Raw genomic sequence first — 25574 nt, forward strand, 5'->3', positions numbered from 1 at the left:
TAATTCCAGAAGCACCTTTACCTATGGATAATTACTTTCATATGGTATCTCACCACTAACTCTACCTTCAGTAGTATATTTAAATGAATTATACTTAAGCTTCAAATTTTCCATTCCAGCCACAGAAAAGCTGCAAGGTTCAGCAGATAATGATGACACTGTACCATTATCCTTAACACCTAATTCATTATTATCAGATTCCCCATAATTACCAGCTGCTACCACACATATAACACCTGCTTCTGTTGCCCTTTGAATAGCCTTTTGTTGTGGATCATCAGGATTATTCATTCCAACTACTCCCAAGCTCATATTTATTACATCTGCCCCAAGCTTAACTGAATCTTCTATAGCTTGTACAATATCTTCTTCCATTGCACCTGTTATTTGGCTATTATTGCTAAATACTCTCATTGCTAAAAGCTGTGCCTGTGGTGCTACACCTTTTATTGATTCATAAGAACTTATTTTTTCTTCATCACCATTAGCTGCAGCAATTCCTGCTACATGCATACCATGATTACTATGATTATCATCTGTAATAATATTATTATTTCCATCAGCATAATTATATCCAAATGGTACTTTATCTGTATAATACTGTCCATAACCTAACGAAGCTATGTTCTCATTTATATCAGATTGTTTAAGCTTTGTACTATTTGTATCTATATTTTTTAAATCCTTATGGGTATAATCTATCCCAGAATCAATAATTGAAATTACCATTCCTTTACCTTCATAGCCTATATTTTTCCACTCACTTGCAGCCTGTGTAATTTCATCAGAGCCAGACATATTTAATTTATAAGTTTTTGATTCTGTTATGCACTTTACTCCTTGAATTTCTTTTATTTTGTCTATATCTTTTCTCTTTGCATTTATTGAAAATCCATTTATTAAATACCCAAATTTCTTATTAACACTTGTTCCTGTTATCCTTTCTACCTTATCTATAACAGATTCTTGCTCACTTTTTACTTGTTCTTCATTTTCTTTATCTAAAAAGCTATAATTTGATACATCATTATCTTCCTCAATAGCTGGTGATTCTTCTAACTGAACAATAACTTTAATGTATTCTTCTAAATAGTTATTACTCACTTGACTATTTATTTCCTCAGCCCTTACTATTTTAGTAGTTCCATTAAAACTCATAGTAAATAACATTGTTGATAAAGTAGTTATTGCAATTAATTTTTTAAAATATCTTATCATAGGTTTCCTCCTTACATATAATTCATAAACTTATTGTATCTAATTTAATTAACAAAAAAAGACAATACTTTAATTATTTAAATATTTTACAAAAATTTAATTATATATAAGAAAAGAAGAAGTATATTAAACAACTTCTTCTAATTGAAATCTTATTACCTTACTTAAATCCTCTAATGAAACCTCTACCTGATATCCTATTTTTCCACCACTAAAAATAATAGTATCAAAATCTTCAGCAGATTTATTAATTGTAGTAGTAAAATTTTTCTTCATACCTATTGGAGAACATCCTCCATGAATATATCCTGTAATAGGTAATAATTCTTTTGACTTTATCATTTCTATAGATTTTTCTCCTACACACTTTGCAGCTTTTTTTAAATTAAGCTCTTTCTCAACAGGAATAACAAAAACATAATATTTTTTTGACTTACCAATTGTTACAAGTGTCTTAAAAACCTGACTAGGATTTTGATTTAATACTGTTGCAACATCTAAACCACTAATTGCATCAGTATTTGTATAGCAATAATGATTATATTTAATTTTCTTTTTATCTAATATTCTCATTACATTTGTTTTTTCATCCATTAATATTTTCCTCCAAAACATCTTTTTCTTATAAATAATTTTATCATAAATTACATGTAATATTTTCAATTTCATAAATAAAAATCTCCTATTTGGGGTAATCTTATGATATAATATTGCACAGCAAAAATAAGTATGAAATGAGGGAATATTATTGATAACTGTTTCTAATGTAAGCTTAAGATTCGGCGGGCGTAAACTATTTGAAGATGTAAATTTAAAATTCACACCTGGTAACTGCTATGGCGTTATTGGTGCAAATGGTGCTGGTAAAAGTACATTTTTAAGAATTTTATCTGGCGAAGTTGAACCAAACACAGGTGAAGTAATAATTGATGCTAATACTAGAATGTCAGTTTTAAAGCAAGATCACTATAAATATGATGATTTTGAAGTATTAGAAACTGTCATTATGGGAAATGAGAGACTTTATACTATAATGAAAGAAAAAGATGCTATTTATGCAAAAGAAGACTTTACAGATGAAGATGGAATAAAAGCTTCTGAGCTTGAAGCAGAATTTGCTGACCTTAACGGATGGGAAGCAGAAGCAGAAGCATCATCTTTACTTCAGGGTCTTGGAATTGGCACAGAAGATCACTATAAAAAAGTTTCAGAACTTACAGGTTCAGAAAAAATAAAGGTTTTATTAGCTCAAGCCCTTTTTGGAAACCCTGGAATTCTTGTACTAGACGAACCTACTAACCACTTAGATTTAAAAGCAGTAAACTGGCTTGAAGAATTTTTAATTAATTTTGAAGGTACAGTAATTGTTGTATCCCATGATAGACACTTTTTAAATAAAGTATGTACTCACATGGCAGATGTAGACTTTGGTAAAATCAAATTGTATGTTGGTAATTACGATTTTTGGTATCAATCAAGTCAATTAGCACTTCAAATGGCTAAGGATCAAAATAAGAAAAAAGAAGAAAAAATTAAAGAATTACAAGACTTTATTGCAAGATTTAGTGCAAACGCATCAAAATCAAAACAAGCTACATCTAGAAAGAAGCTTTTAGATAAAATTTCTTTAGAAGACATTGAACCTTCAAGCAGAAGATATCCATTTGTAGGATTTAAGCCTGAAAGAGAAGTTGGAAATGATATTTTAGAAGTAAAAGATTTATCAAAAACTATAGATGGTGTTAAAGTTCTTGATAATATTAGTTTTAGAATAAATAAAAATGATAAAATTGCATTAGTTGGTAATGAAATTGCAATTACAACTTTATTTAAAATATTAAATGGGGAACTTGAACCAGATAGTGGTGAGTATAAATGGGGTATCACTATTACTACATCTTATTTTCCTAAAGATAACACAGAATTCTTTGAAAACTGCAAACTATCTTTAGTTGATTGGCTTAGACAATATTCAGAAGAAAAATCAGAAAGCTATATAAGAGGCTTCCTTGGAAGAATGTTATTTAGTGGAGAAGAAGCTTTAAAAGAAGCTGATGTTTTATCTGGAGGTGAAAAGGTTAGATGTATGCTTTCAAGAATGATGCTTTCTACAGCTAATGTTCTTATGCTTGATCAACCTACAAACCACTTAGATCTTGAGTCAATAACATCAGTAAATAATGGTTTAAAAGATTTTAATAGTAATATTATATTTGCATCTCATGACCATGAATTTGTTCAAACTATTGCAAATAGAATAATAGATATACATGATGATGGTTCTATAGTTGATAGAGCTATGAGTTTCGATGAATACATAGACTTTAAAGAATCTCAAAAATAGATAAAAAAAGTGACATTATTTAAACATCCAAATAATGTCACTTTATGATAAACTATATTTGTTTAAATTATTATTTAATATTAAGGAGTAATCTCATGATTAAAATCTATAATAGAAAAGAAAAATCTTATGAAATTGAAAAAGTTGCAGGTGAAAAATACCTAAATTGGTGTTATGAATCTCCTATTGGAAAAGGAATAACAGAATTATTTGTTAAAAGGAAACTTTTTTCAAAACTTTATGGAAAGTATTGTGATACAAAAAGCAGCAGAAAAAAAATAGATTCTTTTGTTAAAGATTTTAATATAGATATGAATGTTACAATAAAAAAGCAAAATGAATTTGAATCTTTCAATGATTTTTTTGCAAGAAAACTTATACCGGAAGCAAGGCCTTTTGATAAAAATAAAAATATATTAATATCTCCAGGTGATGGAAGGCTTACTGCATATACAAATATAGATATGAATAATGTTGTTCAAGTTAAAGGCTTAACTTATAGCCTAAAGGAACTTTTAGGCTATAATCCTATATATAAAGAATATGATAAGGGAACATGCCTTATATTAAGATTATGCCCTACAGACTATCATAGGTTTCACTTTATTGATAATGGAACTCCACTAGAAAATCACTTTATAAAGGGTTCTTATTATTCAGTAAATCCTATAGCTACAGAAAAAATTCCAAAGCTATTTTGTCAAAATAAAAGAGAATGGTCCTTATTTAAATCTGAAAACTTTGGAGATATAATTCATGTGGAAGTTGGTGCTACATGTGTTGGCAGCATAATCCAAACATATAATGCTAATTCTAAAGTTTATAAGGGTGATGAAAAGGGCTATTTTAAATTTGGTGGTTCTACTACAATTCTTTTCTTTAAAAAAGATACAATAGAAATTGATGAAGATATACTAAGAGAAAGTTCTAAAGGAATTGAATGCAAGGTTTCCTTTGGTGAAACTATAGGGCATACAATATAATTCAAAATATTTTAATAATCTATAACTACTTTTTTAATAGTATATAATTGGAAAATTATATAAATAAATTACTTTACTAGGGGGAATACACATGAAAAAACTTTTGTCAATATTACTATGTGCTTTAATGTCATCTTTATTATTATTAGGTTGTAACACAACTAATACTTCTGAAAAACTTACAGTTAATGCTGATGGTCTAACAATAATATCAGGTGAAACTACCTTAAAAGAAGTTTTAGATCAAGGCTATACTTACGAATTTTCAAAAGCATTTTCACCTATAACTGAAATTGAAGGAAAAAAATTTGTATCTATTTGTATTGTAATAAAAAAAGATGATAAAGATTTTGCTTCAGTTGCATTAATTAATAAATCATCAAGTAAAAAAAACTTAGAAGAATGTACTATATCTGATATTTGGTTTTATGCTTATACAGATGATACTCACGAATCTAAACATAATTTTTCAGAGATAAAAATTAATGATGAAAATGTAATTGGATTAACTAAGGATCAATTAACATCAAAATTTGATGTAGAACCAAAAGAATATTCTGATAAAATCGAATTTTCTTATTCTGGCTATGCTTACGAATTTAAATTTGATGAAAATAATATTGTAAATTTTGTTGGTATTGATTTAGATGAATATAAGCAATAAAAACTAATTAAAATCCTAAGCCTTTGCTTAGGATTTTAATTAGTTTTATCTTTACTTTTTAAATTACCACACCATATTTGACTATCTACTTGCATATCCTCATTTGTATCAAATGCAATTCTCCATTCTCCCTTTAAACATTTTCCTTCATATTCGGCTTCTCCTTCAAGATTTCCTTCTTTAACAATTTCATTCTTAGGATTAATTATTTTGTATTGTCTTGGAAGAGCTTTGCTTCCTCCATTAATTTTAATATGAATATATCTATAATTTCCTACATTCCTTGTAATTTCATCACCATTTTTTAAAACAGTTATAGTATCATTGTACTTAGTAAATGAATTTATTTTTATAAATAAGTATACTCCTAAGCTAATTATAAGCATTACCCCTAATAATGTTATAATTTTTTTATACTTTTTCATCATATTACCCCCTAATTATCAATTATATTACCATCTTCAATCCTTATTATTCTATTACATTTTGAATAAATATTTTCATCATGACTTACTATTATTACTGTTTTACCTTCTTCATTTAGTTGTTTTAATATTTCCATTATTTGAATTCCGGTTTTTTTATCTAATGCTCCAGTTGGCTCATCAGCTAAAATTATATTAGGATTATTAATTAATGCTCTTGCTATTGCAACTCTTTGACATTGACCACCTGAAAGTTCAGTAGGATATGAATTTTCTTTATTTTCTATAGATAATTTTCTTAACATTTCTCTCACTAATTCTTTTTTATTTTTTATTTTCTTTTTACTATATTTTAATGGTAATGCTACATTTTCATATACAGTATAATCATTAATAAGTCCAAAGTATTGCAATATAAATCCAAATTCATCATTTCTTAAATGTGCCATATTTTTACTTGACAAACTACTTATCTCCTTAGAATTTAAATAATATGTTCCACTACTTAGTGTATCTATTCCCCCTAATATATTAAGTAATGTACTTTTTCCAGAACCTGATGGACCAACAATAGCTACAAATTCTCCTCTTTCTATTTTTATATTAATATTATTTAATGCATGAACTTTTGCTTCACCATTTCCATAAGTTTTTATTACATTCTTCAATTCTATCATAAATTACTGCCACCTTTTATCATATTATTAATTGATAATTCCTTTAATTTTATTATTGGAATAATACTTATAAAAATACATGTAATATATGCTACAAAAATTAATTCAAAAATATTTTTAAAATTTACTATCATTGCAATATTATCACTAACAAACTTATAAATAATAACCATAGCTACTCCTAAACTAATTGAAAATAGCATTGCAATTTCAAAGAACACCCTCATTGCCATATCATTTTTAGTTGCTCCCACCAACATATTTATTGCATATTGTTTTGTATTATCTATAATTGCATTTAATATTACTACTATTATAGATACATTGGTAAAAAACAAAATAATGATTGATAATGTTTTCACTAAAGTTATCATAGGTTGAAGTTCTTCTTTTGACTTAGAAAATTGTTCTCCCTGGCTTTTTAATTTATAATTAAGTCCTAAATTCTTGCTATATTCATTTATTTTTTCTAATACTAAATCATTCTTAACATTAAAATAACCATTCTTTAAAGAATTAAAGATTTGTATTTTTTTAACCATTTCATCATTAGATTGATTATTTATCCAATCTCCATTATCTAAAGCTATTATATATTTATTTGTATTAATCAAATTATTTACATCTCCACCAATGCAAAGCATACTATCTCTTTTAATAAATCCTTTTACTTGAAAATAAAATATCTTTTTTTCTCCATTAACTTCAGAATAATTATAAGGTATTATATCATTAATATTAAATAATCCTTTATACTCATCACCCAAAACAACAGATTCATATTCTGATTTTTGTTCATGAAAACTTCCTTCAGATAATTTAATCCCCATATTATCTAAATATTTATCATTTAAAAATATTAATCCTACCCTTTGAAATTGTTTATTTTCTAAAATAAAGCTATCAAAATTACTAAAAAAGGATATTGGCAAATTATCTTTTGCTATAAAAACAGAATCATTGCTTACTGAATATAACTCTATGTCTTCATTATTCTTTATATATTCATTAAACTTGTATAATTTTTCTATTTGTACATTTTCTAATGGCAACATATCGGAAACATCCAATACATAATAATTTTTATCCTTAAAAATATCATCTACTATGTTCAATTTATCATTAATGGAATTACTATTTGAAATTGCCACGAATATAAGTACAAAAGATATAACTAATTGAATTATTGTAAGAAAAGTAAATAAAGGTTTCTTTATTAATTCGTCTAAGGCAAAAATAATATTTTTCATTACTCCTCTCCTTTTATTACAGAATTTATTTCCATCTTGCTCACCTCAATAACAGGTTTTATTAAAGCTATTATTACAAATATAAATAAAACTATTGCTAATAACAGTATACTTATTAAATTAAACATAATGGATGCTTTACTTAAACTAATTTGTTTAAAAATAGGAATATTTTTAATTACTTCAAATACAACAAATCCAAATAAAATAGAAAAACCAGAAATTATAATATATCTAAAAAATAATACTTTAACTAAATTTACATTAGTTCCACCTAATAACTTTCTAATCCCCAATTCTTTTCTTTCTCTGTTAAACCAATAACCACTTATATTAATAGCTGTTATTATGCAAACTACCATTAATAAAGTTATAGCTAATAAATAAGTTTTATTTATATTTAAAGAATCCTTAACTGCTGCAATTCCTCTTGGCAAGTCTGTTATTGAAAATTTAGTTTCTCTTGATAAAGAACTTAATTCTTTTATATCCTGTCTAGTATCATTTCCATTATCATATATATATCGGTATTCGGAAATACCAGCATTTTCTTCTGATAATGAATAAAAATTCAAATATATATCTTTACCTTCTTGTGCTTTTTGGCTATCTATAATTCCAGTTATTTCATATAATTCTCCATTATACTTTATATACTCATTTCCATACTTTTCTTCAATCAAATTATCTGATATTAAGCTATTATAAACATAATCCTTTAATATAACAACTTTATCTCTATTTTTATAGTTTTCACTACTAAATTCTCTTCCTGAAAGCAATGGAAATTTATTTTTGCAATTATTACCTTTATACAAACCACTTACTGAAAATTTATCATTAAATTGCTGATGAATTTCACCAATAACAATACATTTATCCTTTCTAGAGAAATATTCCAAAAACTCTTCTAAACTAATATCTTTCAAATCCATTGTTACACCTATTTGCACAGCATATTTAGAATATACTGAATATGTATTATTAATGTAATCAAAAACTGATAATACATTATTTAATGTTATTAACATTACAACAGCTATAACAAAAAAAATAACAAATAATATATTATACTTTTTAATTAATTTTATCAGCTTTCTGTTTTTCATAATACCCTCCAATCAATTACTTTTATAAATCTGATTTCTAAAATAAAGTAGTATATTGTACTAACAATATACTACTTTGTTTTTAATTATTAAAATGACTTACTAGCAGTATAAGAATCACATGAATGTGTTGAATAAATTGGAGTTGACATAAAACCTGCATATTGAGTTGGAGTTTGAGCATATCCATTACCTCCATATGCATATCCAAATCTGCTTGTCCATGAATAACCATTTGACCCCCATGTACTTCTATACATTGCAGTTGATGCCCAACTTCCATTTGCTTTAGTATATGAATATGCATAATTTCCGCTAACTTGATTACCATATCTAGATAATGTTCCAGCTGATGCAATTACTCCTCCAAATAAGCTACAAATAGCTATGCCACATGTAAATAGTTTAAAAAACCTTTTTTTCATTTTAATTCCTTCTTAATTCTTTACTTTTCTGAAACAGATTATCATACTTTCAATATGTTGTCAATAAAATAATAAAATAACAAAAAAACAATAATTAATTGTATTAAATTAAAATGTTGTTAGAAATATTCTTTAATATTCTTTATAAATATAATACCCCCGCTTCGCTTCGCTTCTGCTCTGTCTTATTATTAGTATGATTTTTTGACACTTTTAAGAAATTAAGGTTTATTTTTCTTATTTTCTATAAAAAATACCGTATGAAATTTTGACCCGCCCAGACATTACTTTTCTTATATAACATACTGCACATCACAGTATATAATTTAATTTCAGGGTCATTTAGCTCTTGTAACATTATCTTTATTGTTGCCCTTTCTAACAATGTAAATCCTCCATAATCACTTATATACGGATTAATATAATACGAATATTTTTCACGTTTTTTCTTATCTATCTTTGCTTTTTTTATGAATATACCATTAGTAACTAAATCTAATATATTCCTGTAGAATGTCCTTGATGATATGCTAGCTATTTCACATATATTTTCTGCTGTAAAATTTGTAATTTTAGGATTAAGGCTTTTATAATTCATCAGAGCTAAATAAATTTTAAATGCTGTATCACTAATATCTCTAACATTATTAGTTATTTGCTTTTGTATTTTAATTTTGTTTTTTCTTTCCAATTTGAAATCTAAATAACCAAATTTATGTGCTAGTTCATCATCATATTTACCAAACTTAGCCTTCATGTCATACCTTAACAATCTATTTGTTTCTTGTTTAACATTTTTATATCTTCATCCTTTAATGGATATAAAACATCTGGCAATTCCATAATTTTCTTAAAAACAAATTCAACAGGATACTTATAACAAGGCTTATTAATTATAGACGTAAATATTCCTTCAGGTTCCTTCCCGTACACAAAATATTTAGAGCTTTTATCAAAAGCCTTATAATTAAAAGAATTTGGCATTCTTAAAACTCTTGCAGCATCAATTAAAGCTCCATCAGTTTTAATACCTTTTCTTAGTAGTAATGTTGTCCATCTTTTCAGCAAAGTCGTATCAAAACAAAGTTCGTTCAAGACAATCAATGACTGCACCCCATGTCCACTAAATATATCTAAAGTGCTTATCCCCAATTCATCAAATTTTTCTTTAATCTGATGAAAATCTTTTATAGATATATTATCAAAGCAATGACTAGAATAATACAAACAATAAGGTTTCCCATTTATTTTTTCTAAAAATTTAATATATCTACTAACAGTATCTTCATCAATTCTGAATACATTAAAGCTTTCAATATAAGGTGCTTTTTCTTTATCTCGACCAATTGGTCTTATTTCAACAACTTCTCTGTGATAACTACTTTCCTTTAAAAATGGATATAAAAAAGCTAAAAAATTCAAATGTTTATTTGCTATACTTATTATTTCATCCTCATTCCAAATTTGAATTGACATATTATTTCCTCCTTTTTCACAAAAATTTCCGATAAATTTTTGTAGCTGAAACAAATGTCAAAAATCAAACTTTTTTTACAAAATAATAAAAGGACCCTAAAAGTCCTTTTTATAAAGAAAACACTTTATTATTTATTAATAAAATCCTTTAATGCTCTATTAATTGCTTGTGTCTGCTTTAATCCTAAATAATCACAATAATCTATAAAACTTTTCATTATATTTTTAGATACTCTAATACTCCTTATAATTATTTCATCATCATTTATATCACTATTTGATACTTCTTTTCTTCTTTTATAATCAACTATCATCTCTTTTAATGTTTTTATATCCTCTTGTGTTATATCTGTAACCTCTCGTGTTAAGTTATTTATTTTTGTAACTTTCCTAATTATCTTAGGTTCCAATGTTTTCTGATTTACATTAATTTTATAATTTCTAAAAAACTCTGTTGTGTTACTAAAACCTAATTTTCTACCTAGTTTTTTAAATGTAGGTTCTTCTATTTTTTTTAATTCTAAATTTGCTTTAGCGATTTGCTCATCTTTTGATAATTCTCTAAATTCTTCTAATTTCTTATTTTTTCTTATTAATACTCTTCACTGCACCTAATAATTTATTCTTTTTATCTTTGCCACAAGAAATACCAAGTGAAATAATGTAAGAATATGCTATACAAACACAAAAATACAGCATCTTGAGCTTTACATACAGCCATATTGCAAACATATTCTTGAGCTGTTAGCTTAACATTATAAAAATATTTTGTAGACCTCTTTGCTGGAATTATGTCATCTAGTTTCTTTATTTTACTTTTATCATCAATAGATATTCCAAGATCTTTAGTACATCTGATACAATATTTCCAGTTAAGAGTTTCATCTATAAATTTAAATAAATCAACACTTTTAAATCCTCTATCTGCAAGGATAGTAACATCAAACTTATATTGTGTTAATATTTTATGTAAAAATGTAAGACCTTCTTTTACATGAACAAAGTCTTTATTCCATCTTCTTTATATCTAAATAATTTAAACCAAAGGGGAATAGTTCTTTTTTCAGAATAATTTTTTATTTAAATAGATATTTTCAATTAATTGGATAATAACTGTCCGTAGGTCAGGCCGATTAACTGCATTTATGTAATAACAAAACGAGTTATAACGTTTTTATGTAAATATATTTTTATATAAATGTGCCCCATTAAGTGTACTCCTTATGTCGTCCACTTAATGGGGACATAAGATATTGGTAATAAATAAAAAATGCGTTTTCTTGAATCCAAAATCGATATAAATATCGACCTAAAAGCTCTCCGCTATCTTCGCCAAGATAGCTTTGTCGAGATTAAAAAGATATATTTATCTTCTAAAAAAAACAAACTTATATTTGTTCTATATTTTATTAATTATATTCAAATATAACTAATTATAATAAACTTATAAAAAGTTTACCTAATAACTAAACAATAACTCCTTTTTATAATAATTACCTTTATGCTTTTATATATTTTATCTAAAAATAAAAAATCAAGAAAAAACAAAAATAAATCATTAACTCAAATTCTTACTGATTTAAATACACTAAATGTTGTAAATGCTAAAGGAAACCCAATAACAAAAAGCACACTTTCATACATATTATCTAATGAAATATATGTAGGTAATTTTATTTGGAATAAAAAAAATGAAGATACAGAAAAAGTAATTACTTCATACATACCAGAATGGCAAATTATTAATAATATAATTTTTTCACAAACACAAGAAAAGCTAAAACTTAATAAACATAAAACAATAAGACAAAATGGAAAATATCTGCTTTCAGGTCTTATAACTTGTCCTTTCTGTGGTAAAAAATTAACGGCTGACAGTGGCACCAGTAAAAATGGAAAAATACACGAATATTATGCTTGTAAAAATAAATCACATAAAAGATATACACTAAAAAAAGATGATGTTGAAAAACTAATCTTAGATGAAATAGGAAAAGCTCTTGTTGATGGCAATTTTGCTGATGCAATTAAAAATTATAACTCAAAAGATGAAAAAGAAAATCTTGAATCAGCTATAAAAACTATTACTAAAAATATTGCAACTATAAAAAGAGATTTAAATAAAACAATTCAATTAAAATTAGATGATAAAATAACAACTGATAACTTTGATAATTTTATAACAGAAAAAAACAAAGAACTGAAAAAACAAAGTGAATTACTTGATAAGAAAGTTTCTGAGCAAAAAAATATAACATCAAAAAACGATGTTATTGAGGACATATATAATATCTTAAATAATTTCAGTACAATCTTTCATAATTCAAAATTAAACATGGAAGAAAAAAACAGACTTATATCATTAATTGTGGAAGATATCACATTATATATATCAAATGACTTTAAAATTAGAAAGGTTAAAGAAATAAAACTCTCCATAAACGACCAAGTTGTTCGTCTAGGAGAGCAATGGCAGGGCGTATAGGAATCGAACCCATAATGTACCGTCCGTAGCGGTAAGTTATATCCGTTTAACTAACGCCCCACAATTATTAACAAAAATATATTAACACACAAAACTAAATATATCAAGTTTTAATAATTAAAGAAATGCTATAAATATATATCTGAAAATTCAATTTCAAGTTGCTGAACCTTATCATAACTTAATGCTTTATAAGATTTTTGACTAACTGATGCTGAAATTCTAGGTATACTTATAATAAATTCTGAACCTACTCCAACGGTACTATTTAAAGTAATATTACCATTATGAAGCTTAACAAGATTACTAACTAAATCAAGTCCTATGCCACTTCCCTCATTAGAACTTTCCTTATTCTTTTGAGATTGCATAAATCTATTAAATATTGCTTTTTGATCTTCTTCTGCTATTCCTGGACCATTATCTTTTACAACTATCTTTATATTATTTTCATCTATATATAAATTTATCATAACAGTACTATCCTTTGGTGAAAATTTTATAGCATTTGATACTAAATTAACAATAATCCTGTCAATAGCTTCTGGATCCAATAATACAATTGCTTCTTCTTCATTAGTATCAAAAATTAATTCTATTGATTTTTGTTTTGCATATTTATCCATAGACAAAATAGTATTTTCAATTAAAGATACCACATCTATAGCTTGCTTATTTAAATTGTAATACTTCTCCTCAATTTTAGTAGTATCTATTAAATTGTCGACAAGTTTCATCATTTTGTAACTGTTACGTTTTATCATAGCTCTATATTCATTTATCTTATCATCTGCATATTTATCATTATCAATGTATTTTAAACTTTGTAATATGCTTAATATTGTATTTATAGGACTTCTCAAATCATGGGATACATTTAATAAAAACTTTTCTTGAAGTTCCATTCTTTTTTCTAATTTTTTAATCATTAGTATCAATTCTTCTTTACTTAGATTATCTAATTGCATTTTTTATTTATCAATCCTTTTACACATTTTCCATTTATTTCAATCGTCTTTTTAATGGTATCATAAGATTTTTCTATTTGCAATAGGTAATTGGTAATTTTTGTAATTTATTATTATAAATTAATAAATTATAAATAATAAATGTAAACAACATAATCGGAGTAATTTCTATTGATAATACCATAAATTTTATTATAGTAATAAATATTTTAGGAAAAAATGCTGAATATAAAGTTAATTTAAATATGGTTTTATAATCATGCACAATTTTAGTATTTTTATGAGTAAAAATTTTATCAATAAAATAAATAATTAGTGACATAAAAAATACTTGTGATAAAAATTCAAAAAAACTAAAGAGAATTGATTCTATAATGATTAATACTGCTAAAGCAGATTTTATAAATGGTATCTTCTTTAACAAATTTTCATTATTTAAGTATTCTTCTGGCAATTCATTATAATACTTTTGACTATCTAAATGATCATTCATTCCAATTATACCAGCATTGCATTGTATTCCATCTCTTAAAAATAGTATATAATTTGTGCTTGATATTTTTATATCTTTTATTTCATTAGCTTCAGCAAGATTGTAATTATCATTTATATAATATTGTATTCCATTTACTACGCCATAATATTCACTATTATTAAAATTCAACTTATTATTAGATATTTCAAATTGAAAATCATCACTTCTTAATAAATTTCCAAAACCATTTATACTCTTATTTATACCATTATAATTTTCTATTCCAATTAGTAGCCCACAAATAGTACATAATAAAAATGCATATTTTATCATGTATAAAACTCCATTATTTATAGGAAATATATATTTTTTAATATTCATAATTTTGCTCCATTTTTTATTTGTTCTATTTAATTGTACTTAACTTACATACTATTATCAAATAAAAATTGTTTTATATACTATGTTTAAAATTTAACTTATTGTCAATGATATTTAATGACACTTTAAATAAGGAGGTTCTTTTTTTGTTATTTTCTAAACAAAATTTTATTTTTACAAAAAAAAACAAATTAAAATCAAAAAATTATTTGCTTGCTTTTACTATAATTTGTATTAGCTTGCTATTTTATATTATATATAAATATAATTCATTACTTAGCAACTTTAATGAATGTTGCAATAGCACATATAATCTAGCAATAAATTTATATGATGAAGGAAAATTTAATGAAGCACATTATATTTTTGATTCTATTACACAATCATCACCAAAATATGAAATGGCCCAAAATTATATAGACAGTATAAATAGCAAACAAGAAAGTAATAATGAAGAAGATAAAAAAGTATCATCATCTATAGTAAACTCTATTAATCCTTTAACAATTAATAATCTTTCATTAGATAGTGATAGCAATTATTTATTACATGTTGACCTTACAACTCAAAAAACTTATGTTTATAGTGGATATATTAACAATTGGAAGCTTATAAAGACTTTAATATGTTCAACGGGAATAGAAGATAAAAAAACCCCTGAAGGTTCATATAAAATCCAACAACGAGGTGATTGGTTTTTCTCTGAAAAATATAATCAAGGCGGAAAGTATTGGTTACAGTTTGATGGAAATTATTTATTCCATTCTGTACCTTATGATAAAGATAAAAAAAATATTTTAGATTATACCCTGGGAACACCTGCTTCTCATGGTTGTATAAGACTTTCTGAAGCTGATTCTAAATGGCTTTATGATAATATTCCAGCTGGAAGTAAAGTTCTAATAAATAAAGGATAATAGACCTTGTAATAAATTTGTATTATTATAAAAATATATATAATAATTATTATGAGGTGATTTTATGTATTTTAAAAAATGTGGTAAAGAAAACACAAAGGATACTGTTGAACTTGCAATTAAAACTGCACGTGAGAGAAATATAAAAACTATTGTAGTATCATCAAGTACAGGATATACAATGGAATATTTTAAAAATGTTCATGATTTAAATATTGTTTGTGTGGCACATGCTTATGGATATCCAATAGAGGGTAAAAATGAAATGAGTGATGAAACTAGACAAAACCTTACAAATAAAGGTTTTAAAGTTCTTACAACAACTCATGTTCTAAGTGGAGCCGAAAGAGGATTATCATCAAAATTAGGTGGAGTATATCCAATTGAAATAATGGCTAATACATTAAGAATGTTTGGGCAAGGTACTAAAGTTTGCGTAGAAATAGCAACTATGGCGGTAGATTCCGGTCTTGCACCATATATGGAACCTATTATAGCTGTAGGCGGTACTGCTCATGGCGTTGATACAGCTATTATTCTTAGAGCTTCCCATGCAGGTAAAATCTTAGATACCAAAATTGATGAAATAATTTGTAAGCCTATTCTTTAATTGTGATAAAAAGGTGGCAATGCCACCTTTTTATTATCTTCTTTTTTTAACTTTTCTTCATTTTTTGCTTGTAATTTAGCATTTTTTAAAGCTTCTTCAATAAAGCATTTTTGAGAATTTATATTTTTTTCAATTACTTCAATATTATCTTCCCTCAATACTTCATTATCTTGTTGTTTTATTTTTCTATATTCACCATTGCTTTGAATAATTCTTCCCTTTACATTATCATTAAGCATTTTATAAAGCATCTCTAAAATTCTTTCTTTTATTTTTTCATCATATATAGGACATCCAACTTCCACTCGCTTGTCCATGTTTCTTGTCATATAATCTGCTGAAGCTATATACATCTTCATATTATCTCCATATCCAAAGCAATATACTCTTGAATGTTCTAAGAATCGTCCAACTATACTATGTACCTCAATATTTTCTGTTTTATTTTTTATTCCTGGTACAAGACAACATATTCCTCTTATTATCATATTAATTTTGACTCCAGCACAAGAAGCTTCTTTTAATTTGTCCATTAATTTTCTGTCAGTAAGTGAATTCATTTTTAATATTATTCTTCCATCTGATCCCTTTGCTATTTCCTCATCTATAAACTTTAATATTCTTTTTTTCATATTTACAGGTGCTACAAGTAATTTATCATAATTTCCATCAACTTTTCCCGTAGACATATTTTTAAAAAATTTGCTTGCATCAATTCCAATTTCATGATTAGAAGTCATTAGACTTAAATCAGTATAAAGCTTTGCTGTTTTTTCATTATAATTTCCAGTTCCAACTTGAGTTATATATTGTATATCACTACCATCTTTCCTTGTAATAAGGCAAATTTTAGAATGTACCTTAAAGTTTTCAAATCCATAAATAACATTGCAGCCAGCTTCCTCTAATGTTTCTGACCAGTCAATATTATTTTGTTCATCAAACCTTGCTCTAAGTTCCATCAATACAGTAACTTCTTTACCATTTTCAGCTGCTGTTGTTAAATAATCTATAAGTTTTGCATTTCTAGTAACTCTTACTATTGCCTTATCTACAATTCCATCATTAAAAATCATATCTGCATATTCTAATATTAATTTTTCAACTAATACATACTCTAATTCTTTTCCTGGTATATAAATGACCCTTGGTATATAACCGGGAATTGGAACTATACCCATTAAATTCTTATTACCATTTTGTATAAGAACAGCCTAATGGTATTTGATCCTATATCAATTATTCCGTAAATCAATTTTTTCCTCCTATACACTTGATACTAAAAGTATTGCATTGAAGTGTTAAATTAAGGTTATATTTAAAGTTAATTATATGTAAAATAAAAGAAAAATACTTATAAAAAAAGCATAGCTCCATGATTAAAATTAATCATGGAGCTATGCTCCCATTAAATATATCTATTTAAATATTTATATCTTTTTTGTGTAATATATTACAACTATCTAAAGTGGTCACTAAACTTTTTAAAGAATTTTCATGAATATTCTTAAAAAATAATTCTGTTTCAAATTTTAAATACTCCTCTTTACTTATCATATAAGTATAATAAGTGTACCTTTTTATTTTTTCAGCACTTAAAAATCCTTTTTGAACTAATCTTGAAAGTAAAGTTAATACTGTTGTTCTCTTCCACCCTTTAATTATCTCTAAAGCTTCTATTGCATCTCTTGATGATACAGCTTCATCTGAATTCCAAATTATTTTCATTACTTCAAGTTCTGAAGGTGGTATTTTAGTAATATTCATATTACTCTCACTCCCTTTATTGCATTACTTACTATGTTTACTATAAATATAAACAATCATATTAATATAATACAACATTTTACCCATTAATTCTGCATTTCTCCACAAGTTTACACAATAGTAATAATTTATTCTCATTTTTTTTTAAATTTGAACCTTAATTTCTTTATCTACATTAAATAAATATAGATAAATTTCCTTTATTCTTACATTTGATATTTTTTCTAGCGCTTCTTTATAGTATTTTAATTGAATTTTATATCTATTTACTATATCATCTATACAACCATTTTTAACATAATCAGTTTTATAATCTAATAAAATTATTTCATTATTTTCATAAAAAAAGCAATCTATAATTCCTTGAAGTCTTACTTTTTCATTAGCTATTTTTTCATCTATTTTACCTAATACTTCACTTAAAGGTATTTCAGTATAAAACGGAAATTCTTTATATACCTTTTGTGATTTAAGCATTCTTTTTCCAAGATTACTTTCAAAAAACTTATATATCTTATTACAATTTATTGCTTTATATTCTTCCACACTTATAAGTTCATTATTTAATAATTCCTTTACTTGGTATTCTATTTCTTCTATAGAATTAACTTTATTCAAATTTATTTTTTGCATAGCAAAATGCATTGCAGTTCCTTTTTCTGAAGATGTAAGCCCATCTTCTTTTTTTAAAAACTTAGGAACTGGATTATCCTTTTTGGCTTCTTGTATTTTGTAATCTTTTAAAATTTCATTATGAATTTCATTTTCTTCGTAATTTTTCTTTTTCAAATCTGAAACTGAAAAATTGCTTTTCATTTTTGTTGATTCTTCATAATCATATTTATAGTCAAGTCTATTTGCTATTTCCTTGCTAATAAAGTTTATATTTTTAGATTGAATTTCTTTTAACTTTTCATTTTCATCCACAGACTCCGAAATATTATCCACAAGTAAATCTGATTTTATCCATTTTTTTATTTTCCATGTGGATAAATCATCTTTTATGTGAATATCTGAAGGTGAAATTCCTACAATATCTCTTAAATATTGTCCATCCACATGTTTACATAAAGCCATTGTAATCCAATCTAAATATGATTTTCCCTTAAGAACCTCTGATGATAAAATTACACTTTCATCTAATGCTGCTGCACTAACAGATTTATTTATAAGTTTTTCTAAATCATTAGTAGCTCCTGTAATAATAAGCTTTTCCTTAGCCCTTGTAAAAGCAACATATAAAATTCTCATTTCCTCTGATAATGTTTCAATTTTCATTTTATATTTTATTGCTTCCTTAGGTAATGTTGTATAACTTACTCTTTTTTCTATATCCACATAATCTGGTCCAAGCCCTAAATCTTCATGATAAAGTATATTATTATTTAAATCTAATAAATTAAATTGTTTACCAGTACCACATAAAAAAACCACAGGAAATTCTAACCCCTTACTCTTATGTATACTCATTATTCTTACTACATTTTCATTTTCTCCTAATATTTTTGCACTTCCCATATCACCAGATGATTTTCTAAGCTTATTTATAAAATTTATAAAATTAAATAGTCCTTTAAAACTTGTTTGTTCATACTGTTTCGCCCTTTGAAATAACATTTTTAAATTTGCTTGCCTTAAAATACCATTAGGCATACCACCAACATATCCATAATACCCTGTTTCACTATAAAGTTTCCATATAAATTCATCAATAGGTGTATAAATACTTTCCATTCTCCATTTGTCTAGTTTATCTATAAACCTAATACATTTTTGTCTTATTAAATTATTTTCTAAATTTTCATCATAAGCAATTTCCTTTATATTAGTAAATATATAATTTTCTTTATTTCTTAATCTGATTTTTGATAATTCCTCTACTGAAAAATTCATTATAGGAGATTTTAAAAGTGCTATTAATGCAACATCCTGCATAGGATTGTCTATAACTTTTAACATTGACATCATAGTTCTTATTTCTATAGATTCAAAATACCCTGTTGAAGTATCAGCATATATAGGAATACCTTCTTGCCCAATTTCTTCTAAAAATATCTCTGCCCAATTCTTTGTTGCTCTTAAAAGTATTACAATATCCTTATACTGAACATTCCTATATTGTCCTGTTTCCTTATCAAAGACTTTATATTTTTTACCGTCTTTTCCATCCATAAGCTCTTTTATTTTTCTGCAAACAATTCTAGCTTCTAAATTAATAGCTGAAATATCCTCTTCTTCAGCTAGTTCTTTTATATTGTCTAAAGCCTCTTGTTCTTCTTCTTTAGACTTATCTAATATATTAACTTCAATATTTTTTGCAGTATAACCTTCATTATTATCAAAATCTTCATAAGAAGCACCTAAATTTAATGCTTCTTCATCAGTATATTCAAGTTCACCAACGGTACTAGACATAAGCTCTTTAAAAATATAATTAACACCATCAATAATATTTTTTCTACTTCTGAAATTTTTATAAAGTTGTATTTTTATATTTTTTCCTTTATCCTTTGAATAAGTATCATACTTTTGTAAAAATAATTCTGGTTTTGCCTGTCTAAACCTATATATACTCTGCTTAACATCTCCTACCATAAATACATTAGGATCATTAGTATTCTTTCTAGATACCAAATCAATTATTGCTTCTTGAACACTATTTGAATCCTGATATTCATCTACCAAAACCTCATAAAAATTTTGTTTAAATTCCTCTGCTACATTTGAATCTTCATTTGTTAATATTTTTAAGCATAAATGTTCTAAATCATTAAAATCAAGTGCTCCCTTTTCCCTCTTGCTAGCAGAAAATCTTTCTTCAAATTCTATTACCACATTACATAAGGTCTTCATATAAGGATAAACCTTTTGTATATCAGAAAGCATATCCTTAGGTGATTTAGCAAAAGTTTCTTCATTTAATTTTTTTAGTTTCTTTTTAACGTCATCTCTAATTCCCTTTACTCTATCTTGAATATTTATATCTTCTACTTCACCTTTTTTTACTCTTTTTAATGTAGTAAATGATACATTAAAATCTAAGTTTTCTATACTTCCACAAGCAGAATCATAAATATGTTTTATAAGTTCAATATCACTATCAAAATTTTCAACATAAGCTTCAAGTCCAGCAGTGTTAATGCATAATTCTCTAGCCTTACATTCCATACTTATAAGACCTTCTAATTCAATTTTTATATTTTCTTTTAAAATTTGTACCCACTTACTACTATTTAATTCATCTAATGTATTTATATTAAATTCTTCACTCTTTTCCCTAAGCCACTTTTCTGGCCATGGGCCACTCATGGAAAATCTATGAAGATCCAATATAATATTTTTTAATTTATCATCATTTTTAGATGAACAATAAGCTTCTACTAAATTCATAAATTCCTTATTTTCATTTTCATATTTTTCATCAAAAATCTCTTCTAGAATTTCATCTTTTAAAAGAACTGACTCCGTATCATTTAATATTCTAAATGCAGGATCTAAATCAATTACATTAAAATTATTTTTTATAACATCAAGACAAAAAGAATGCATGGTAGTAATATTAGCTCTGCTTAATAATGTAAGCTGCTTTTGAAGATTCTTGGAATTTGGATTTTTTTCTAATGCTTTTGTTATAGCAGCTGCTATTCTTTCCCTCATTTCAGCAGCTGCTGCACTTGTAAATGTTACAACAAGAAGCTTATCTATATCAACTGGATTTTTTGTATCAGTTATTATTCTAATAATTCTTTCAACAAGAACAGCAGTTTTTCCTGATCCTGCAGCTGCTGCAATAAGAAGATTACAATTTCTAGTTTCTATAGCTTTTAACTGTTCACCTGTCCACATTGTTTTTCCCATTATAAATTTACTCCTCCTTCTACATCTTCTTTTATTTTTTCCCATACTTCTTTATCTTTTCTATTAGCTATAATTTTATATTTATTATTTTTTATACTAGTATCAAATTGGCAAATAGCTGAATAATCACAATATTCACAATGGGAACCTTTAATAGATTTGCATGGTTCAATTTTTATTTTGCCACTTAGCATATCTGTACATAATTCTACCATTTTGTCATTTACATATTCTCTTAATAGATCAAATTGTTCCTCTGTAACTACTGAACTTGTTTGTGAAAATGTACCATCTTTTTTTAATGTAGCTGGAATAATTAATGAATATGTAGTCATATCATTATCCATAGACTTTACAATATTTACATCCTTTAATAAAAGACCATTCATTTTCAATCTTTTCATTACTTCTTTATTTATTTCCTCATCACTAAGCTCTATTGTGCTTTTTACTATAGGATCATCAATCCTAAAATACAAAATTGCACCTGGCATAGCTTGCTTTTCAAAAATGGCCTGAGAATTTTTAAGTATTGCATCTAAATAAACAAGTAACTGTATTTGTAACCCATAATATAATTCATTTAAATTAAATTCTTTCATACCTGTTTTATAATCTACTATTCTAATATAGGTATTCCCACTTATATCAAGCTTATCTATTCTATCTATTCTTCCTGTAAGATATACATCTTCACCTGTTGGTAAACTAAGTCTTATTGGTGAACTGTTTTTGTAACTTCCAAAATTAAATTCATTACTATATATTTCAAACTGTCCTTTTTTCATTTGTTCAGATATTATTGAAACAGATTTTGTTATAACCCTTTTAAATCTAGTTGTAAAATATTTATACCTTTTATTGCTATTAAGTATTGAATTTGAAGAATTATTAAGTTTTTCATTTACTAAAGAATCAACTATTTTCTTACACTTATCTTTATCTAAATTGCTCCATAATATATTTTTATATTTTACATACTTAGTAAAATCATCTAATATTTCATGCATAAAGGATCCTAAATCTGGTGCAGAAAATTCATATATCTTTCTATCCTTAGCTTTAAGTCCATATTGAATAAAATATGCAAATGGACATTCTGCATACCTTTCTAATCTCGATATACTAAATAACAATTTATTATTGTCATTGCTATATAATTTTTTTATTATTTCCTTGGAAATATTATTAGAAGTATTATTATAACTAAACCCATCTAGTATATGCACAGATTTATTTTTAAATTTATCATTTTCTTTAAACCACTTAAATACTTCATTCCAATATTCCTCCACCTCTTCATTTTCGCAAGCTTTTCTAAGGGCAAGTATAAGCTCATTAAATGTAGGCAATGGAGATGAAATTTTAAAGTATTTATCATTCTTTTCTCTTAAATTGTATATAGAACTTTCTTCCTTCAATTTAGGAAATATTTTTTTTATTTTTGGTATTACAATTGAAGGTCTTAATGATTTACCCTCAAAATCTGCCATAGGATATGAAATCATTAAAAATTTGCTTGATAAAGTAAGAGCAGTATACACCATAAATTGCTCTTCAAAAACTTTTGCTTTTGTAGTAGATGATAATGTTATTCCTTTTAGTTTTAATATATCTCTATCTTTGTCTGATAATATACCTTCGTCTCTACTTGCTGATGGAAGTATTCCATCATTTACTCCTATTATAAATAATGCCTTAACATCTCTGCCCTTAATTCTTGCAATATCACCTATATTTACCTGATCTAGTGATACTGGTATAACTCCAATTTCCTGAGCCTCAAATCCAGAATTTAGTATTTTATAAAATTCATAAATTTCTGTATTTTTATCGCCAATAGCAGAAACAGCCTGATCTAATATATCTAAAACAATTTTTGCTATTTGGCTATATTCTTTTACCTTATCCTCTAAGTTATTTTCCTCAAAATATTTAATTCTATTGTCTATCTTATTAAATACATCAAGTTCAACCAAAAATTCATATATACACTTGCAAATATTTTTAACTTGATAATTACTGTTTATTTTATTGTGAAGATTTATTAATGGAGTTCTTACCTTTTCCATTATATCTATTATTTCTTTGTTATCATCTGAAATATATGATAAATCTCCAGTCCATTTATAATTTTTTACCCCATTTGCAAGTACAAAATTTTCAAGAACATCTATTTCATCTATAGTTATATTAGTTAATCCACTTTTTAAATACTTAAATACACTTTCATAAGACCATTTTTTCAAATAAATTTCTAATGATGATAATATAAGTACAACTATTGGATTATTTAATAAATCTATCTTCTTATCTAAAAAATATGGTATATGATACTCATTAAAAACTGCTGCAGCTACCTTGTCATAATTTTCAATGTTTCTGCATACAACAGAAATATCTTTATATCTATATTTTTCTTTTTGTATAAGCCTTATAATTTCTTTTGCAACAGCTTCCATTTCATCATAAATATTATTAGCTTTATAAAGCCTTATATTTTCTATATTTCTTGTATATTGTTCAAATGGATAAGCATAAAAAAATTTCTCTAAATGTGAAAGTTCATTGCTATTTTTAAATCTATTATTTTTATTATTATTTAAATCTACTGGTTTTAAATATTTAATATTATCTTCCTGCATAATATTTAAAATCATCTGTTCAGTTTTGCTTATTACATTAAACACATCAGTAACATCACTTTTTTTCTTTCCTAATTCATCCATGCATAAAGTTATATTAACCTCTTGGCACTTACTTGCTAATACTCTTATTATTTCAAGCTGTTGAGGTGTAAATGTAGTAAATTCATCAAACCATACAATAGCATTATCATATATTGTGCACTTTTCTAGTTTTTCCTTTAAAATAGTTAACTCATCATCTGAATCTACTGAATTATTAAAAATACTCTTATTAAATTCATTATATATATATGATAAATCATGCATCTTTTGTTTTAAATGAGGATCATTGTTTTCAGTTAACTCATCTAAAGTACTATTTATAAGTTCTGGTGTTACATTATACTTTTTAAATTCAGTTATTGTTTTAGATAATATTTCAATAAATCCTTGCTCTTTAGCAATTTTATTAAAATACTCCAGATTTTCGTTACTCTCTTGAATTACCCTATAAAGAAGCATATTTTTTCCACATTCTTTAAGCCTATCATGAGCTCTTCCACCACATTCCTCAAAAACTCTATAGGCCATTCTTTTAAAACTTATAACTTGTGCTCTCATTAATGCACTTTCTGTAGCCTCTCTTAAAAGTAATGTTTCTCTTTGAAACGTATATTGCTCTGGTACAATATAAATAAGCTTATTGTCTTGATCTTCTTGTAACCTTTTTTTTATGTCATTTATACAATACATACTTTTCCCAGTTCCAGCTCTACCATATATAAATCTTATACCCATATCATTCTGCTACTTAAAATGTAATCAAATATAAACATTTTAAGAATTTTACTGTTTCAATGTATCTGCTTTTGTTATAAAAACTACTTGCATTTGATATGATACTCCACAGTCGTA

22 protein-coding genes and 1 tRNA gene are annotated in these 25574 nt (G+C 25.7%); 6 read left to right on the plus strand and 17 right to left on the minus strand.

The window, feature by feature from the left end:
* Nucleotides 1-21 precede the first annotated feature (21 nt).
* Both ACTNAO_RS01590 and ybaK read right to left on the minus strand, forming a co-directional pair.
* The gene (locus ACTNAO_RS01590; protein ID WP_441025386.1) at nucleotides 22-1218 is read right to left on the minus strand and encodes a S8 family serine peptidase; all 1197 of its coding nucleotides are present in this window, start codon (nucleotides 1216-1218) and stop codon (nucleotides 22-24) included.
* 126 nt (nucleotides 1219-1344) lie between these two features.
* On the minus strand, nucleotides 1345-1812 hold the full coding sequence (gene ybaK / locus ACTNAO_RS01595) for a Cys-tRNA(Pro) deacylase (RefSeq protein ID WP_441025716.1): 468 nt from the start codon (nucleotides 1810-1812) through the stop codon (nucleotides 1345-1347).
* 154 nt (nucleotides 1813-1966) lie between these two features.
* On the opposite strand from ybaK, the gene ACTNAO_RS01600 reads away from it, so the two are divergent.
* The 3 genes from ACTNAO_RS01600 (at nucleotide 1967) to ACTNAO_RS01610 (ending at nucleotide 5209) form a co-directional block, all read left to right on the plus strand.
* The gene (locus ACTNAO_RS01600; RefSeq protein ID WP_441025383.1) at nucleotides 1967-3562 is read left to right on the plus strand and encodes an ABC-F family ATP-binding cassette domain-containing protein; all 1596 of its coding nucleotides are present in this window, start codon (nucleotides 1967-1969) and stop codon (nucleotides 3560-3562) included.
* A 95-nt stretch (nucleotides 3563-3657) separates the two neighbouring features.
* Nucleotides 3658-4545, plus strand: coding sequence for a phosphatidylserine decarboxylase (locus ACTNAO_RS01605; RefSeq protein ID WP_441025381.1), 888 nt, complete (start codon nucleotides 3658-3660; stop codon nucleotides 4543-4545).
* 91 nt (nucleotides 4546-4636) lie between these two features.
* The gene (locus ACTNAO_RS01610) at nucleotides 4637-5209 is read left to right on the plus strand and encodes a hypothetical protein (protein WP_441025379.1); all 573 of its coding nucleotides are present in this window, start codon (nucleotides 4637-4639) and stop codon (nucleotides 5207-5209) included.
* A 35-nt stretch (nucleotides 5210-5244) separates the two neighbouring features.
* Here the strand turns inward: ACTNAO_RS01610 and ACTNAO_RS01615 are convergent, their stop codons facing one another.
* From ACTNAO_RS01615 to ACTNAO_RS01650, 8 genes are all read right to left on the minus strand, one after another.
* The gene (locus ACTNAO_RS01615; protein ID WP_441025376.1) at nucleotides 5245-5634 is read right to left on the minus strand and encodes a hypothetical protein; all 390 of its coding nucleotides are present in this window, start codon (nucleotides 5632-5634) and stop codon (nucleotides 5245-5247) included.
* Between the two features lie 11 nt (nucleotides 5635-5645).
* Nucleotides 5646-6311 (minus strand): ABC transporter ATP-binding protein, encoded by a 666-nt coding sequence (locus tag ACTNAO_RS01620; protein ID WP_441025368.1) that lies wholly within the window; start codon nucleotides 6309-6311, stop codon nucleotides 5646-5648.
* Nucleotides 6308-7561, minus strand: a complete 1254-nt coding sequence (locus ACTNAO_RS01625; RefSeq protein WP_441025366.1) for a hypothetical protein — start codon at nucleotides 7559-7561, stop codon at nucleotides 6308-6310. Before ACTNAO_RS01625 ends, ACTNAO_RS01620 begins: the two co-directional genes overlap by 4 nt.
* Nucleotides 7561-8670: an FtsX-like permease family protein gene (locus ACTNAO_RS01630; protein WP_441025364.1), complete on the minus strand. Its 1110-nt coding sequence runs from the start codon at nucleotides 8668-8670 to the stop codon at nucleotides 7561-7563. Before ACTNAO_RS01630 ends, ACTNAO_RS01625 begins: the two co-directional genes overlap by 1 nt.
* Nucleotides 8671-8759: 89 nt before the next feature.
* On the minus strand, nucleotides 8760-9095 hold the full coding sequence (locus ACTNAO_RS01635) for a hypothetical protein (protein WP_441025361.1): 336 nt from the start codon (nucleotides 9093-9095) through the stop codon (nucleotides 8760-8762).
* Between the two features lie 244 nt (nucleotides 9096-9339).
* Nucleotides 9340-9852 (minus strand): helix-turn-helix domain-containing protein, encoded by a 513-nt coding sequence (locus tag ACTNAO_RS01640; RefSeq protein WP_441048040.1) that lies wholly within the window; start codon nucleotides 9850-9852, stop codon nucleotides 9340-9342.
* Between the two features lie 8 nt (nucleotides 9853-9860).
* Nucleotides 9861-10571, minus strand: a complete 711-nt coding sequence (locus ACTNAO_RS01645; RefSeq protein ID WP_441025355.1) for a hypothetical protein — start codon at nucleotides 10569-10571, stop codon at nucleotides 9861-9863.
* 128 nt (nucleotides 10572-10699) lie between these two features.
* Nucleotides 10700-10981: a hypothetical protein gene (locus ACTNAO_RS01650; RefSeq protein ID WP_441025353.1), complete on the minus strand. Its 282-nt coding sequence runs from the start codon at nucleotides 10979-10981 to the stop codon at nucleotides 10700-10702.
* A 1091-nt stretch (nucleotides 10982-12072) separates the two neighbouring features.
* Between ACTNAO_RS01650 and ACTNAO_RS01655 the strand changes: the two genes are divergently transcribed.
* Complete coding sequence (locus ACTNAO_RS01655; RefSeq protein ID WP_441025350.1) at nucleotides 12073-13056, plus strand: recombinase family protein; 984 nt, start codon at nucleotides 12073-12075, stop codon at nucleotides 13054-13056.
* Here the strand turns inward: ACTNAO_RS01655 and ACTNAO_RS01660 are convergent.
* The 3 genes from ACTNAO_RS01660 to ACTNAO_RS01670 form a co-directional block, all read right to left on the minus strand.
* Nucleotides 13042-13116, minus strand: a tRNA-Arg gene (locus tag ACTNAO_RS01660). The two genes, ACTNAO_RS01655 and ACTNAO_RS01660, sit on opposite strands and share 15 nt — an antisense overlap.
* A gap of 68 nt (nucleotides 13117-13184) precedes the next feature.
* Nucleotides 13185-13985, minus strand: coding sequence for a sensor histidine kinase (locus ACTNAO_RS01665; protein ID WP_441046061.1), 801 nt, complete (start codon nucleotides 13983-13985; stop codon nucleotides 13185-13187).
* 112 nt (nucleotides 13986-14097) lie between these two features.
* Complete coding sequence (locus ACTNAO_RS01670; protein ID WP_441025345.1) at nucleotides 14098-14880, minus strand: DUF1189 family protein; 783 nt, start codon at nucleotides 14878-14880, stop codon at nucleotides 14098-14100.
* A gap of 146 nt (nucleotides 14881-15026) precedes the next feature.
* Between ACTNAO_RS01670 and ACTNAO_RS01675 the strand changes: the two genes are divergently transcribed.
* The gene (locus tag ACTNAO_RS01675) at nucleotides 15027-15797 is read left to right on the plus strand and encodes a L,D-transpeptidase family protein (protein WP_441025342.1); all 771 of its coding nucleotides are present in this window, start codon (nucleotides 15027-15029) and stop codon (nucleotides 15795-15797) included.
* A 64-nt stretch (nucleotides 15798-15861) separates the two neighbouring features.
* Nucleotides 15862-16407, plus strand: a complete 546-nt coding sequence (locus ACTNAO_RS01680; protein WP_441025339.1) for a pyruvate kinase alpha/beta domain-containing protein — start codon at nucleotides 15862-15864, stop codon at nucleotides 16405-16407.
* Here ACTNAO_RS01680 and ACTNAO_RS01685 read toward each other — a convergent pair.
* The 4 genes from ACTNAO_RS01685 to addB form a co-directional block, all read right to left on the minus strand.
* On the minus strand, nucleotides 16404-17612 hold the full coding sequence (locus tag ACTNAO_RS01685) for a hypothetical protein (RefSeq protein WP_441025713.1): 1209 nt from the start codon (nucleotides 17610-17612) through the stop codon (nucleotides 16404-16406). The two genes, ACTNAO_RS01680 and ACTNAO_RS01685, sit on opposite strands and share 4 nt — an antisense overlap.
* 217 nt (nucleotides 17613-17829) lie before the next feature.
* Complete coding sequence (locus tag ACTNAO_RS01690; RefSeq protein WP_441025337.1) at nucleotides 17830-18174, minus strand: BlaI/MecI/CopY family transcriptional regulator; 345 nt, start codon at nucleotides 18172-18174, stop codon at nucleotides 17830-17832.
* A gap of 144 nt (nucleotides 18175-18318) precedes the next feature.
* Nucleotides 18319-22032 carry a helicase-exonuclease AddAB subunit AddA gene (gene addA, locus ACTNAO_RS01695; protein WP_441025335.1) on the minus strand — a complete coding sequence of 1238 codons (3714 nt, stop codon included), beginning with the start codon at nucleotides 22030-22032 and terminating at the stop codon, nucleotides 18319-18321.
* A complete protein-coding gene (addB, locus tag ACTNAO_RS01700) occupies nucleotides 22032-25457 on the minus strand; it encodes a helicase-exonuclease AddAB subunit AddB (protein ID WP_441025332.1) in 3426 nt (1141 codons plus the stop codon). The genes addA and addB overlap by 1 nt, the downstream gene beginning before the upstream one ends.
* Nucleotides 25458-25574 lie beyond the last annotated feature (117 nt).

The organism is Clostridium sp. HCP1S3_C6, assembly GCF_052066735.1.
GTDB lineage: Bacteria > Bacillota > Clostridia > Clostridiales > Clostridiaceae > Clostridium.

Bases quoted from the DNA above. Each gene is read 5' to 3' on its own strand.
- ACTNAO_RS01590 (WP_441025386.1), bottom strand. From the start codon at position 1,218: ATGATAAGATATTTTAAAAAATTAATTGCAATAACTACTTTATCAACA.
- ybaK (WP_441025716.1), bottom strand. From the start codon at position 1,812: ATGGATGAAAAAACAAATGTAATGAGAATATTAGATAAAAAGAAAATT.
- ACTNAO_RS01605 (WP_441025381.1), top strand. From the start codon at position 3,658: ATGATTAAAATCTATAATAGAAAAGAAAAATCTTATGAAATTGAAAAA.
- ACTNAO_RS01610 (WP_441025379.1), top strand. From the start codon at position 4,637: ATGAAAAAACTTTTGTCAATATTACTATGTGCTTTAATGTCATCTTTA.
- ACTNAO_RS01615 (WP_441025376.1), bottom strand. From the start codon at position 5,634: ATGAAAAAGTATAAAAAAATTATAACATTATTAGGGGTAATGCTTATA.
- ACTNAO_RS01620 (WP_441025368.1), bottom strand. From the start codon at position 6,311: ATGATAGAATTGAAGAATGTAATAAAAACTTATGGAAATGGTGAAGCA.
- ACTNAO_RS01625 (WP_441025366.1), bottom strand. From the start codon at position 7,561: ATGAAAAATATTATTTTTGCCTTAGACGAATTAATAAAGAAACCTTTA.
- ACTNAO_RS01630 (WP_441025364.1), bottom strand. From the start codon at position 8,670: ATGAAAAACAGAAAGCTGATAAAATTAATTAAAAAGTATAATATATTA.
- ACTNAO_RS01635 (WP_441025361.1), bottom strand. From the start codon at position 9,095: ATGAAAAAAAGGTTTTTTAAACTATTTACATGTGGCATAGCTATTTGT.
- ACTNAO_RS01640 (WP_441048040.1), bottom strand. From the start codon at position 9,852: ATGAAGGCTAAGTTTGGTAAATATGATGATGAACTAGCACATAAATTT.
- ACTNAO_RS01645 (WP_441025355.1), bottom strand. From the start codon at position 10,571: ATGTCAATTCAAATTTGGAATGAGGATGAAATAATAAGTATAGCAAAT.
- ACTNAO_RS01655 (WP_441025350.1), top strand. From the start codon at position 12,073: ATGCTTTTATATATTTTATCTAAAAATAAAAAATCAAGAAAAAACAAA.
- ACTNAO_RS01665 (WP_441046061.1), bottom strand. From the start codon at position 13,985: ATGATTAAAAAATTAGAAAAAAGAATGGAACTTCAAGAAAAGTTTTTA.
- ACTNAO_RS01670 (WP_441025345.1), bottom strand. From the start codon at position 14,880: ATGAATATTAAAAAATATATATTTCCTATAAATAATGGAGTTTTATAC.
- ACTNAO_RS01680 (WP_441025339.1), top strand. From the start codon at position 15,862: ATGTATTTTAAAAAATGTGGTAAAGAAAACACAAAGGATACTGTTGAA.
- ACTNAO_RS01690 (WP_441025337.1), bottom strand. From the start codon at position 18,174: ATGAATATTACTAAAATACCACCTTCAGAACTTGAAGTAATGAAAATA.
- addA (WP_441025335.1), bottom strand. From the start codon at position 22,032: ATGGGAAAAACAATGTGGACAGGTGAACAGTTAAAAGCTATAGAAACT.
- addB (WP_441025332.1), bottom strand. From the start codon at position 25,457: ATGGGTATAAGATTTATATATGGTAGAGCTGGAACTGGGAAAAGTATG.